Raw genomic sequence first — 12831 nt, 5'->3', positions numbered from 1 at the left:
TCCCACATCAGCAATTGCAGCCGCGGGAAACGAATCCGCGCGCGAGTACGCGTCGACCTCGAACGCATAGGGCTGCGTCACGCGCGGTGAGGCGCCAGGATCGGCAACAGCCTTTCTCTCGCGAAGGAGGCCAGATCCTCCCTTGCCTGCAAGGGGACCAGTGCCTGGGGGGTGAGGACGACGGAGTGCGCCACCCGCACGACGACTTCGGCACGGCCGACGAGATCGTCGACAGGTGGCAGAAGGCCGGACCTGACTGCATCGTCGAGAATCGCGACGGCAGCGTGGATCGCGGTCGTCAGGAGCGGGCCCCCATCGGTCGTCAACCGAGGTAACGAACTTGCGGTCTCGAGGGTGAGCATCCGATTCCAGACCGGGTGTTCGCGCATACGCATGATGGTGGTGGCGAAGACGTTGCCGATCAGGTCGTCGATGGTCTCGGCCGCGCGGGCCGTGGCGACGACCTCCTCGATCAGGCGCGCCGAGCTGCGGGTGGTCACAGCATGCGCGATCTCGTCCCGCCCGCCGATTCGTCGATAGATCGTCACCCGTCCCACGCCGGCGCGTCGAGCGATGTCGTTGATCGTCGTCAGCTTGACCCCGACTTCGCTGAACTGAGCCTCGGCCGCATCGAGGATCGACTCGATTTCCGGCGGGTTGGTGGCGCCGACGGTGGGCGCGACATCGGCGGCGGGCGGTTGTTCAGCAGGCATCGTCCTAGGCTATCCCGATCGTTCAGACTGAAACATTGATACACGAGGCGTCCTAATGTATCTTCGCTGTATCTTCCAGTAACACGTAACAATCGAGGAGTCAGGCATGTCGTCACATCACGGTGTTCCGACGCCCTACACCGAAGAGGCGCTTGCGATCACCGCTCGCAACGTGCGCTTCGACTGGTCCGGGGTGCCACTGCAGTACGTTCCCGGCGACTCGTACGCGACGCAGTTCTGGAACGTCATGCACCTCGTGCTCCCCGAGGGGGAACGCGCCATGGCCGACGTCTTCGGCCAGTCCCTGGCCTACATCGACGACCCGCGCCTGCACGAAGAGGTCGTCGGGTTCGTCGGCCAGGAGGCCACCCACGCGACCTCACACGAGAGCTTCCGCAAATACCTCGCCGAGCACGACGTCGACATCGCCCCCGTGCTGGACCGCATCGGATACATCGTCGACCAGATCTTCGGCGACCACGGCCTCGAGGGCCGCGCGGGACGGATCTGGCTGCGCGAACGCCTCGGCGTCTACGCCGCAGCCGAGCACTTCACCGCCGTCGTCGGCGAGTGGCTCATCGACAATGCCCCGTTCGACCGGCGCGGCGTCGACCCGACGATGCTCGATCTCCTGCGGTGGCACGGCGCAGAGGAGATGGAACACCGCAACGTCGCCTACGACGCGTTCCAGTACGTCGACGGCAGCTACGCGCGCCGCGTACGCACCGCGTTCATTGCGTTCGCGGGTCTGGCGATCCTGTGGTTCAGCACCACCGCTTACCTGTACCGCATCGACACCACCGAAACCCGGCGACTGTCCTGGCCGCGCGCCTACCGGCGCTCGGCGAAGGCGTCGATGATCCCCACTCTGACCTTCCTCGCGAAGCAGATCCCGCCGTACCTGAAGCGCGACTTCCACCCCTCGCGGATGGGTGACATCGGCAAGGCCGTCCGCTACCTCGCCCAGTCGCCCGCAGCCCGGGAGGCCGCGGCATGAGCACCGTCACCACACCGTCGCCGTTCCTCGGCGCGGTGATGCACGCGACCCGCGCCTACTCGAAGCTGTTCAGTGAGAGCCGCCTCGCCCCGATCCTGTCGCGGCCCGCCCCCGTGCGGCATACCGACTACGACCGGCTGCTCCACGTCGAGACCCGCACGGTCGAAGCAGACGGAGTTGTCTCCCTGACACTGGCCTCGCTCGACAATGGGTCGCTGCCCGCCTGGATTCCCGGTGCGCATCTCGACGTCTTCCTGCCCTCGGGCCTGCAACGCCAGTACTCGTTGTGTGGAGACCCCTCGGATCGAGGCCGCTATCGCATCGCTGTGCGGCGCGTCGACCACGGCGTCGGATCCGCTGAGATCCACGATGCGGTCGGCGAAGGCGGCACATTGCGAATACGTGGTCCCCGCAATGCCTTTCCGATTGCCGCCGCGCCGTCCTACCTCTTCGTCGCCGCAGGCATCGGGATCACGCCGATCCTGCCGATGATCGGCAACGTCGCCGGCGCCGGGACACCGTGGACGCTGCTCTACCTCGGCCGGTCCCGCGACACCATGCCGTTCCTGGATGAACTGTCGGCACTCCCCGGTGGCGACGTCCTGATCCGGCCCGACGACGAAGTCGGCATCACCCCGATCGCCGATATCCTCGGCCACGCCCGGCCGAACGGTGCCATCTACCTGTGCGGTCCGTCGCCCCTCATCAAGGACGCATACCAGCAGGCCCCTCTCGTGGCACCGACCTGCTCGCTGCACACCGAACGATTCAGCCCGCCGCCCGTGGTCGGGGGCGAACCGTTCGCGCTGCGTCTCGCACGGACCGGGACCACCGTCGACGTCGCAGCGGACGAGACCGCCCTCTCGGCACTGCGGCGTGCCGTCCCGTCCGCGGCCTATTCGTGCCGGCAAGGCTTCTGCGGAAGCTGCAAGGTGCGCGTGGTGTCCGGCGACGTCGACCACCGCGACACGCGTCTCCTCGACGAGGAGCGCGCAGAATCGATGCTCCCGTGCGTGTCGCGCGCTGCCGGATCCACACTCGAAATCGACCTGTGAAACGAGTCGGACCATGACTGACACACACCTACGCGTCGCCATCATCGGTGCCGGCTTCGGCGGCCTGGGGGCGGCAATCAGACTCCAGCAGGACGGAATAGACGACTTCGCGGTCTTCGAACGCGCGGAGACCCTCGGCGGAACCTGGCAGGCCAACACCTACCCGGGCGCCCAATGCGACATCCCGTCGATCCTCTACTCGTTCTCGTTCGCGCCCAAACCCGACTGGAGCAGGCTCTACCCGCTGCAGGAAGAAATTCAGCAGTACCTCGAGGACTGCGCCGACAAGCACCACCTCCGCCCCCACCTGCATCTGGGGACCGAGGTGGTCGAGGCAGCCTGGAACGACGCGGCGAAGCACTGGCGCGTGGAGACCGATCGCGGGACCTACACCGCAGACATCCTCGTCGCCGCCATGGGCCCGTTCAGCGAACCTTCCGTGCCGAACCTTCCCGGCCTCGACTCGTTCGACGGTGCCACCTACCACTCGGCCGACTGGAACCACGAGCACGACGTCGCCGGGCGCCGCGTCGCGGTGGTCGGCACCGGAGCATCTGCCGTGCAGTTCATTCCGCGCCTGCAACCGCAGGTTGAGCACATGACGGTGTTCCAGCGGACCCCCACCTGGATCCTTCCGCACCCCGACCGTCCGGTCGCTCCCCGTGTGCAGCGCCTCTTCGCGAAAGTGCCGGCCACTCAGCGTGCCGCCCGCAAGGCCCTGGATCTCGTCCAGGAAGCCCTGGTGCCCGGGCTCGTCTACCGCCCCGGATTGCTCAGCGGCGCTGCTGCACTCGGACGGTGGCACCTGCGCCGCCAGGTACAAAATCCCGAACTCGTCGACAAGCTCACGCCCACCTACGCTTTCGGGTGCAAGCGTCCGACCTTCTCCAACAAGTACTATCCGGCGCTGGCGGCGCAGAACGTCGACGTGGTCACCTCGGGCATCGATCATGTGGAACACGACGCAGTGGTGACTACCGACGGTGTCCGGCACGAGGTCGACACCATCGTGTTCGGCACCGGTTTCAAGCTCACAGGCAACAGCGGCTTCTCCCGACTGCGCGGGCGCGACGGCCGGCTGTTGGCGGAGCAGTGGGCGGGCGGGGAGATGACCGCCTATCTGGGAACCACCATCGAGAACTTCCCCAACCTGTTCATGCTCCTCGGCCCGAACTCCGTTGTCTACACCTCGCAGGTCGTGACCATCGAAACGCAGATCGACTATCTGATGGCAGGACTCGACGCGATGCACTCCCACGGCATCGACAGTGTCGAGGTGCGCGCCGAGGTACAGCAGGACTTCGTGGAGGACACCGATCGGCGACTCGCGGGGTCGGTGTGGAACTCCGGCGGGTGCAGCAGTTACTACCTGAGCCCCTCGGGCCGTAACTTCACGTTCTGGCCGGGGTTCAACGCATCGTTCCGTCGACGGATGTCGAGGTTCGACCTCGCCGATTACCGGCTCGGGAAGGTTCTCGACCCTCCCGCGCGTGCCGTATCGGAGGAGGCGTCGATATGACACGTTCTCTGAACCTCGCTGGAAGGGTCGCTCTCGTGACCGGCGCTGCCCAGGGCATCGGATTATCCATGGTCCGCGAACTTCTCGGGCGCGGCGCCCGCGTGGTGCTCGTCGACCGCGACGAGATCACGCTGAAGAAGGCCGCCGAGACGCTCGATGCGAACGCGACCCTCGTCGCGGTCGCCGACGTCACCGATCGCGACGCGATGGCCGAGGTGGTCGCTCGCTCTTCGGCCCAGTTCGGGCCGATCGACGTGGTGATCGCCAATGCCGGTATCACCCCACCGCCCGCGACGATCCGCACCTCGAACCTTGCCGACTTCGACCGCGTGATGGCGGTCAACCTCACCGGTGTCCTGAACACCATCCACCCGACCCTCGAGGGCATCGTCGCACGCAGTGGCCATATCGTCGTCGTCGCGTCGGCCGCTGCGTTCAGTCCGGGCCTCGGTGGCTCCGCGTACATGTCGAGCAAGGCCGCCGTCGAACAGGTCGGGCGCGCGTTGCGTCTCGAACTCGCCCACACCCCCGCGACCGTCACCGTGGCGTACTACGGCTTCGTCGACACCGAACTCGCCCGCAATACCCTCGATCGCGATCCACTGGGAGCACGTGTCGGCGAGTTGCTTCCGTGGCCGATGAACCGGCGGGTCAGCGCGGAGCATGCCGCCGCCGTGACCGTCCGCGCGATCGAACGGCGGGCGCCTCGCGTCGTCACCCCGAGGCTGTGGAGTGCGTACTCGGCCCTGCGCGGGATCGTCAACCCGGTGATCGACGAGTGGATCGTGCGAAATCGCACGGTGCACACCCTCATCGGAGACCTCGAGCGGCGCGAGTCGCTCGACCGGTGAACGCGCGGGAAGGCGTCGGAAAAATGTGAGTCGTTGTTCTATCGACTTCCTTACGGAATGGTATACGGTATGGGTGTCCGGGCACGTGCGGATCAGCGCGGTCCAGTGCTCCACCCATAGCTTCATCGCCATAACCAACCGGTATCCGGAGGTAGCATGAGCAACGCCTCCACTGCGTCGACTCGGCCGTACCACTCGCTGGACATCTCCGCATCGTCGTTCTGGGACCTGGACTTCCTCGAGCGCGAGAAAACCTTCGCGCAGCTGCGCGCACTCGACGGGCTCACGTGGCATCGCCCCACGGAATCGCTTTTCCCGCACGAGGAGAAGGGGTACTGGGCCGTCACTCGTCACGCCGATATCCGTTATGTGAGTGCCCATCCCGAACTGTTCTGCTCCTCGGCGGGCATCAGCATGGACCCGATGCCCGCCGAGATCCAGAAGGGCATCAGCTTCTTCCTCACCATGGATCCCCCGGAACACACTCGCTATCGGCGTTTGATCAGCATGGCGTTCACGCCCAAGCAGGTGCGCACGATCGAAGAGCAGATCATTGCGAACTGCAAGGAGATCGTCGACGAGTTCCTCAGCGATCTCGACTCGGGCGAACCCGTCGACTTCGTTCAGTCGGTGTCCAAGAAGCTGCCGATGCGGACCGTGTCGCAGATGATCGGGATCGATCCGGCCAACCACGAAGCGGTCGCATACGCAGCGGAAGCGCTGTTCAGCACCAGCGACGACGAATACGCGAACATTGAAGAGCGCGCAACGCACATGATGGCCCAGCTCGGCGTGCTCACGCAGGTCGGAGTCGAACTCGCCCAGAAGCGCAGAGCCGACCCGCAGGACGACCTGATGACCAACATCGTGCAGGCCGAAGTCGACGGTCACCGACTCACCGACGACGAGGCCGGATCGTTCATGGTCCTCCTGGCCTCTGCAGGCAACGACACCACCAAGCAGGCGACCTCGCACGCATTCAAGGCGCTGACCGACAATCCCGAGAAGATCTCGTGGCTGCTCGAAGACTGGGACGAGCGCGGTCCGGACGCCGTCGACGAGTTCGTCAGGTGGTCGACCCCGGTGATCGAGTTCGCGCGTCACGCGGTGGTCGACACCGAGGTCGCGGGCACCCAGGTCGAGGCCGGCGAGAAGCTCGTACTGTTCTACTGCTCCGGCAACTTCGATGCCGATGTCTTCGACCGTCCACTCGAGTTCGATGTGGGGCGAACACCCAATCCGCACGTCGGCTTCGGTGGTGGCGGGCCGCATTTCTGTCTCGGCAAACAGTTGGCCGTCCTGGAACTGAAGCACCTGTTCCGTGAGCTTCTGACGCGGCTCCCGAAGGTCGAGGTATCCGACCCCGAATACGTACACAGCGATTTCGTTCACGGCATCAAGAGGATGTCGGTCAGAAAGCTCTGACCCCCTTCAGCGATCTACTTCCTCAACCGGGGTGGGGCACTGCCACCCCCTGATCATGCGAGGTTCCGTTCATGCGAGGTTCAACCGTGCCGCAACCCGTCATCGTCGGTGCGGTCCGCACCCCGATCGCGCGTTCGTTCAAAGGTTCTCTGGTCAACACATCGGCGGAGGAACTGGCCACGGCCATCCTCCCGGAAGTGATCCGCCGCTCTCGGCTCGATGTTGCGGACATCGACGACATCATCCTGGCCGAAGCCAACTACGGCGGCGGCGACCTCGCCCGGTACGCCGCGGTTGCCGCAGGGCTGGAAGGTGTTCCGGGGCAGGCCGTCAACCGTCACTGCGCGGGCAGCCTGACCGCGATAGGAAACGCCTCCGCGCAGATCGTTTCCGGTATGGAGCGTGCCCTCATAGCCGGGGGCGTCCAGTCGCTCTCGACCGGTCCGCTGATGAAATGGCGTGTCCCCACTCCCGGCGGTACCGAATTCAGGGAACCCTGGATCCCGCCGAGCCATCCCGAGACCCCCGATGCTCCGACCATGGACATGGCGATCACCGTCGGCTGGAACACCGCGAAGGCCGTCGGCATCTCCCGCGAGGACATGGATGCGTGGGCCGCGCGATCACATCAGCGTGCCGTTGCCGCAATCGATGCCGGGAAGTTCGTCGACGAGATCATGCCGCTCAAAGTTGCCGGTGCCGACGGTTCGCTCATCGATTTCAGTGTGGACGAGCATCCGCGTCGCGACACCACGGTCGAGCGTCTTGCGGGACTTCGCGTCCTGCATCCGGAGATCGAAGGGTTCTCGGTGACCGCGGGCAACAGCAGCGGAATCAACGACGCTGCAGCTGCTGTTGCTCTTGCGAGCAGCGACCACGCCCGCGACAGGGGACTGACGGTCCTCGGCACCGTGAAAGCGTGGGCGGCGTCCGCGGTACCGCCGCGCGACTGCGGGCTCGGGGCGCTCGCGGTGATCGGCAAGGTACTCGACCGCGCCGGGCTCGCCGTGTCCGACGTCGACCTGTGGGAGATCAACGAGGCGTTCGCGTCCGTCCCGATCGCTGCGTGTCGCGAGTTCGGTATCGACGAAGACATCGTGAATGTGTCCGGAAGCGGTTGCAGCCTCGGTCATCCCATCTCGGCGTCGGGTGCACGCATGGTGACGACGATGGTCTACGAACTGGCACGCCGCGGCGGAGGAATCGGCGTCGCAGCGATGTGCGCCGGTGGCGGCCAGGGCGGCGCCGTGGTGTTCGAAGTCGAAGGCTGAGAGGAGCCGGAATGTCCGACGAAGTACTGCTCGAGCGCCGAGGGCGCATCCTGATCATCACGATCAATCGGCCGGAGGCGCGTAATGCTGTGAACCTGGCCGTCAGTCAGCAGCTCGCCGACGCAATGGACGAGCTCGACGACAGCGCGGATCTTTCCGTCGGCATCCTGCAGGGGGCAGGTGGGAACTTCAGTGCGGGAATGGATCTGAAGGCCTTCGCTGCCGGTGAGATCGTCGCGATCGAGGGGCGCGGACTCGGGTTCACCGAGAAGCCGCCGAAGAAGCCGCTGATCGCGGCCGTCGAAGGAAACGCCTTGGCGGGAGGAACCGAGATCGTCCTCGCCACCGATCTCGTCGTCGCGTCGAAGGACGCGAAGTTCGGTCTGCCGGAGGTCAAGCGCGGCCTCGTCGCAGGCGGTGGCGGACTCCTCCGGCTGCCCGACAGAATCCCGTACCAGAAGGCTGTCGAGCTGGCGTTGACCGGCGACACGTTCAGCGCGGAGGAAGGCGCCGGCTACGGGTTCGTCAACGTGGTCGCGGAACCGGGACAGGCTCTGGACGAGGCGATTCGCCTGGCCGAGCGCATCACCGAGAACGGCCCGTTGGCCGTTGCCGCAACCAAGCAGATCCTTGCCGAGTCGCGGGGCTGGTCGGACGAGGAGAAGTGGAAGAAGCAACTCGACCTCCTCATCCCGGTCTTCATGTCGAAGGATGCCGCCGAGGGTGCGAAGGCCTTCGCGGAGAAGCGGAAGCCGAACTGGACCGGTAGCTGAATCCCGGAACGAACCAACCGATCACGCAGGAGGGGAACACATGTCTTTCGAAGGTGAAGTCGTACTGGTCACCGGTGGTGCCGGGGGTCTGGGGGCGGCGACCGTGCGGAAGCTGCACGCAGAGGGGGCGTCGGTGGTGATCGCCGACATCGCCGACGAGCAGGCGCAGAAGTTGGCCGACGAACTCGGCAACAAGGCCGTGTACGTACGGACCGACGTGCTCGACGACGACTCCGTGGAGGCGACGCTGGCGAAGGCCGACGAGCTGGGCACACTCAGGTACGCGGTCATCGCCCACGGCGGTATCGGGGTGCTGGAGAAGGTGGTCAATCGTGACGGCACCCCGCATTCGCGCAAAGGGTTCACCGACACGATTTCGCTCTACCTCACGGGCACGTACAACGTGCTTCGCCTGGCGGCAGCCAAGATCGCGAAGCTGGAGCCCAAACCGAACGGTGAACGGGGCGCCATTGTCATGACCAGCTCCATCGCCGGGTTCGAAGGGCAGATGGGGCAGTCCGCGTACTCGGCGGCGAAGGCCGGTGTCATCGGTCTGACCTTGACCGGTGCCCGTGATCTGAGCTCGGTCGGTATCCGCCTCAACTCCATCGCACCGGGCACCATGCGCACGCCGCTGCTCGAGCTGATCGGCGAAGAAGGGCTCGAGAAGTTCGCCAAGAACATCCCGTTCCCGAAGCGTCTCGGCACACCCGACGAGTACGCGTTCCTTGCCCAGCACCTGCTGGAGAACTCGTACATCAACGGTGAGGTCGTGCGTCTCGACGGAGCGCAGCGGTTCCAGACTCGCTGAGCCGAGATCTGCGAAAGGGAGTTTCCACCCGCCGGGCGGGGGGAAACTCCCTTCGACGTTCTGGAGCTATCGCTATTCGGTCCCGAGGGACGCGGCCTGTGCTCGCGCCCACCGGTAGTCGGCCTTGCCGACGGGGCTTCGCTGAATCGCTTCGGTGAAGATCACCGACTTCGGAAGTTTGTACCGTGCAACCGACTTCGCTGCATGGTCCACCAGCTCGTCTGCGTCCACTTCATGGCCCGGGAGTAGTTGAACGATCGCGACGACTGCCTCACCCCACGTGTCGCTCGGGCGTCCGGCGACGAGAACGTCGGCAACGGCGGGGTGCGAGCTGATCGCCATCTCCACTTCTTCGACGAAGATCTTCTCGCCACCGGAGTTGATGGTCACCGAGTCGCGGCCGAGCAGATGGATCGATCCATCGTCGAGTCGTTGCGCTCGATCTCCGGGCAGGACGAATCGCTCGCCACCGACCACGGGAAATGTTGCGGCGGTCTTCTTTGCGTCACCCTTGTAGCCGAGCGGGACGTGTCCGCGTTGTGCGAGCCACCCCAGGTCGTCGTGCCCAGGCGCGGCGAGTCCGTCGAGATCCTCGGTGAGGACGCAGGTGTTCGACCCGGGAGTGAATCGTCCGGTCGACACAGAACCTGCGCTCGAGACGTGGGTCATCTGCGTTCCGGACTCCGAGGAACCGACACCGTCGATCACCACGGAGCCTGGTACGAGGTCGAGGAGGCGCTGCTTGACCGTGGGTGACAGGATCGCACCGCCGTTCGCCAGGATCGACAGCGACGACAGGTCGGCATCGGTCTTTTCGAACTCGGCGGCGAGCGGCCGGGCGATGGCGTCGCCGACCATCATCAACGCGGTGGGACGCTCTGCCTCGATCGTCTGTGCCACTGCCGCCGGATCCAATCGGTCGACCACCGGTGAGTACACCAGGGTCTGCCCGGTGAGGATGCCGGTCAGTGACGCCCACTGAGCGGCGCCGTGGATCAGGGGGGGAAGCACGAACATCGTGAATCCGGAATTGTCGGCTGCGGTGGACGCGACTTGGTCGGGTGAGGCGATGCACTCGCCGGTGTAGACGTTTCGACCGCCGCAGGACGCCATGTAGATATCGTGCTGGCGCCACAGCACGCCCTTGGGCATACCGGTGGTTCCGCCGGTGTAGAGGATGTAGAGATCGTCCGGTGACTGTGCGGCAGGCGCTGGGTCCGGGGACGTTTCGGCCAGCACGGTTTCGTAGTCCACCGCGCCGGGAAGCAGAGCGTTGCCCGAATCGTCGGCGATCTGGATCAGCACTTCGACGTGGGGAAGCGCCGGCAGAACCTGCGCCAGCTGCGGTGCGAATGCCGCGTTGTAGACGATGGCGCTCGCCTCCGCGTCGGCGAGCAGGTATTCGAGTTCCTTCTCCACGTAGCGATAGTTGACGTTGAACGGCGCAACGCGAGCGCGGAAAGCACCGAGCATCGACTCGAGGTACTCGTTGCCGTTGTAGGCGTAGATCCCGAGGGTGTCCTGGCCGATCTCGTGTCCGTCGAGCCGGTCGCGTTCGGTGTGGGCGCCGAGCCCACGGGAAGTCAGGTAGGCGGCGAGCCGGCGTGATCGATCTGCCAGCATGGCCTGCGTGATCCGCCGATCGCGGAAGACGACGACTTCTCTGTCTGGGATGGACGACGCGACAGCGTCCACGAGTTCCGGGATGGTGAACTCCCGGGTGACTGTCGGGGGCTGGGCGGTGAGATCGGTCAAGGTGACTCCTGTGGGATCAGCTAACCCGTCACATGAACTATTCGACAAACTGTAATGTATACGGCAACCCCTGCGATAGGGTTCGGGCCTGGCAATGCACAGTCGAATGGGGGATGACGATGAGCACGGTCGAGAACCTCGGCGTCACAACACCGAACGGAACCGGTGAGGAATTGTCGCGGATCCTCGAACTGCAGCGACGAGCGTTCCTCGCCGACGGATTCCCCTCAGTAGAGACGAGGCGTCACCGCATCGACCGACTCGTCGCGCTCATGCTCGACAACGCCGATGCACTCGTCGACGCACTGGTCCGGGATTTCGGCAGCAAATCCAGGACCGGCACGATGTCGATGGAATTCGTCGGCATCATCGACGCGATCGAGCACACCCGTGCACACGTGGCGAAGTGGATGAGAACCACGCCGCTGATGCGTGCGGGCAGACTGGCAGGGCTGCGGGCCGAGGTGGTGCCGTCGCCACTCGGGGTGGTCGGGATCATCGGTCCCTGGAACTTCCCGCTGCATCTGGTGATCATGCCCGCGGCGGCGGCGTTCGCGGCGGGAAATCGGGTGATGATCAAGATGTCCGAGATCACCCCTGCAACATCCGACCTGTTCGCCTCCCTCGCTCCGAAGTACTTCGACGAGTCGGAACTGGCGGTCGTGACCGGGGGAGCCGACGTGGGTACCGCCTTCTCGGCTCTCCCGCTCGACCATCTGTTCTTCACCGGTTCGCCAGGTGTCGGGAAGCGAATCCAGGCTGCGGCTGCGCAGAACCTGGTGCCCGTGACGCTCGAACTCGGCGGGAAGAATCCCGCTGTGGTGGGGCCACGCGCAAATATCGAGCGGGCTGCCGAACGAGTGGCTCTCGGGCGCATGGTCAACGGCGGTCAGGTCTGCGTCTGTCCCGACTACGTAATGGTGCAGGAGAGTGAGGTCGAAAAGTTCTCCGCCGCAGTGCTGTCCGCGTGGCGCAAGCGATTCCCCACCATGGTGGCCAACTCTGAATATCCCTCGAGTGTCAATGTCGCGAACTACGACCGAGTGGTGGGCTTGATCGACGATGCACGTTCCCTCGGTGCGCACGTGCAGTCGGTCGCACCCAGCGGTGAGCGGCTTCCCGATCCGGAGACGCGAAAGGTTCCCCCCACTCTCGTATCGAATGTCTCCGACGATATGCGCATCGCGCAGGAGGAGGCCTTCGGCCCGGTGCTCACGCTCGTCACTTATCGCGACCTCGCTGATGTTGTCGACTACGTGAACGCGCGCCCCTCGCCGCTGGTTGCCTACTGGTTCGGTCCGGACGACGACGACTTCCGCCGGTTCGTTCGCAGCACTCGCACCGGTGGGGTGGCGCGAAACGAGTTCGGAATTCACATGCTTCCGGCTGCCGCGCCGTTCGGTGGAGTGGGCAACAGCGGCATGGGCGCCTACCACGGCAAGGCGGGATTCGACACGTTCAGTCATCACCGATCTGTCGTGGGCACCGATCTTCCCTTCATGCTCGCGACATCGAGCGCTGTCCCGCCGTTCGGGCGGGTGCCTCGTTTGATCGTGGATCTGACGATGCGTCGCGCTCGCCGACGGACCGCCCGCCGACTGCGGGGCTAGATACTGTATGGACAACAGTAAGTATGTGGCCTAGTGTTCGACGTGAGGAAA

Annotated in this window: 11 protein-coding genes; 9 read left to right on the top strand and 2 right to left on the bottom strand. The window is 65.2% G+C overall.

Annotated elements, in window-relative coordinates; all coding sequences use genetic code 11:
• Positions 1–77 precede the first annotated feature (77 nt).
• The gene (locus ACFWCF_RS02820; RefSeq protein ID WP_378556931.1) at positions 78–713 is read right to left on the bottom strand and encodes a TetR/AcrR family transcriptional regulator; all 636 of its coding nucleotides are present in this window, start codon (positions 711–713) and stop codon (positions 78–80) included.
• Positions 714–819: 106 nt separating this feature from the next.
• On the opposite strand from ACFWCF_RS02820, the gene ACFWCF_RS02815 reads away from it, so the two are divergent.
• The 8 genes from ACFWCF_RS02815 to ACFWCF_RS02780 all read left to right on the top strand — a co-directional run bounded on the left by ACFWCF_RS02815 (position 820) and on the right by ACFWCF_RS02780 (position 9415).
• Positions 820–1710, top strand: coding sequence for a metal-dependent hydrolase (locus ACFWCF_RS02815; RefSeq protein ID WP_378556928.1), 891 nt, complete (start codon positions 820–822; stop codon positions 1708–1710).
• On the top strand, positions 1707–2765 hold the full coding sequence (locus tag ACFWCF_RS02810) for a PDR/VanB family oxidoreductase (RefSeq protein ID WP_378556925.1): 1059 nt from the start codon (positions 1707–1709) through the stop codon (positions 2763–2765). Before ACFWCF_RS02815 ends, ACFWCF_RS02810 begins: the two co-directional genes overlap by 4 nt.
• A 13-nt stretch (positions 2766–2778) precedes the next feature.
• Positions 2779–4284: a flavin-containing monooxygenase gene (locus ACFWCF_RS02805; protein WP_378556922.1), complete on the top strand. Its 1506-nt coding sequence runs from the start codon at positions 2779–2781 to the stop codon at positions 4282–4284.
• Complete coding sequence (locus ACFWCF_RS02800; protein WP_378490590.1) at positions 4281–5135, top strand: short-chain dehydrogenase/reductase; 855 nt, start codon at positions 4281–4283, stop codon at positions 5133–5135. Before ACFWCF_RS02805 ends, ACFWCF_RS02800 begins: the two co-directional genes overlap by 4 nt.
• Before the next feature lie 156 nt (positions 5136–5291).
• A complete protein-coding gene (locus tag ACFWCF_RS02795; protein ID WP_378556917.1) occupies positions 5292–6560 on the top strand; it encodes a cytochrome P450 in 1269 nt (422 codons plus the stop codon).
• 86 nt (positions 6561–6646) lie between these two features.
• The gene (locus ACFWCF_RS02790; RefSeq protein ID WP_378490632.1) at positions 6647–7831 is read left to right on the top strand and encodes a thiolase family protein; all 1185 of its coding nucleotides are present in this window, start codon (positions 6647–6649) and stop codon (positions 7829–7831) included.
• An 11-nt stretch (positions 7832–7842) separates the two neighbouring features.
• Positions 7843–8604, top strand: coding sequence for a crotonase/enoyl-CoA hydratase family protein (locus ACFWCF_RS02785; RefSeq protein WP_378490589.1), 762 nt, complete (start codon positions 7843–7845; stop codon positions 8602–8604).
• Between the two features lie 40 nt (positions 8605–8644).
• Positions 8645–9415, top strand: coding sequence for an SDR family NAD(P)-dependent oxidoreductase (locus ACFWCF_RS02780; protein ID WP_378490588.1), 771 nt, complete (start codon positions 8645–8647; stop codon positions 9413–9415).
• 72 nt (positions 9416–9487) lie between these two features.
• On the opposite strand, the gene ACFWCF_RS02775 is transcribed toward ACFWCF_RS02780, so the two are convergent.
• On the bottom strand, positions 9488–11170 hold the full coding sequence (locus ACFWCF_RS02775; RefSeq protein ID WP_378490587.1) for an acyl-CoA synthetase: 1683 nt from the start codon (positions 11168–11170) through the stop codon (positions 9488–9490).
• A gap of 119 nt (positions 11171–11289) precedes the next feature.
• Between ACFWCF_RS02775 and ACFWCF_RS02770 the strand changes: the two genes are divergently transcribed.
• Positions 11290–12780, top strand: a complete 1491-nt coding sequence (locus ACFWCF_RS02770) for an aldehyde dehydrogenase family protein (protein WP_378556914.1) — start codon at positions 11290–11292, stop codon at positions 12778–12780.
• The last annotated feature ends 51 nt before the right edge of the window (positions 12781–12831 follow it).

Origin of the sequence: Rhodococcus sp. NPDC060090, assembly GCF_042729855.1 — a bacterium.
Taxonomy (GTDB): domain Bacteria; phylum Actinomycetota; class Actinomycetes; order Mycobacteriales; family Mycobacteriaceae; genus Rhodococcus.
The sequence above is the reverse complement of the archived record's forward strand: the minus strand, read 5'-3'. Positions and strand labels throughout refer to the sequence as shown.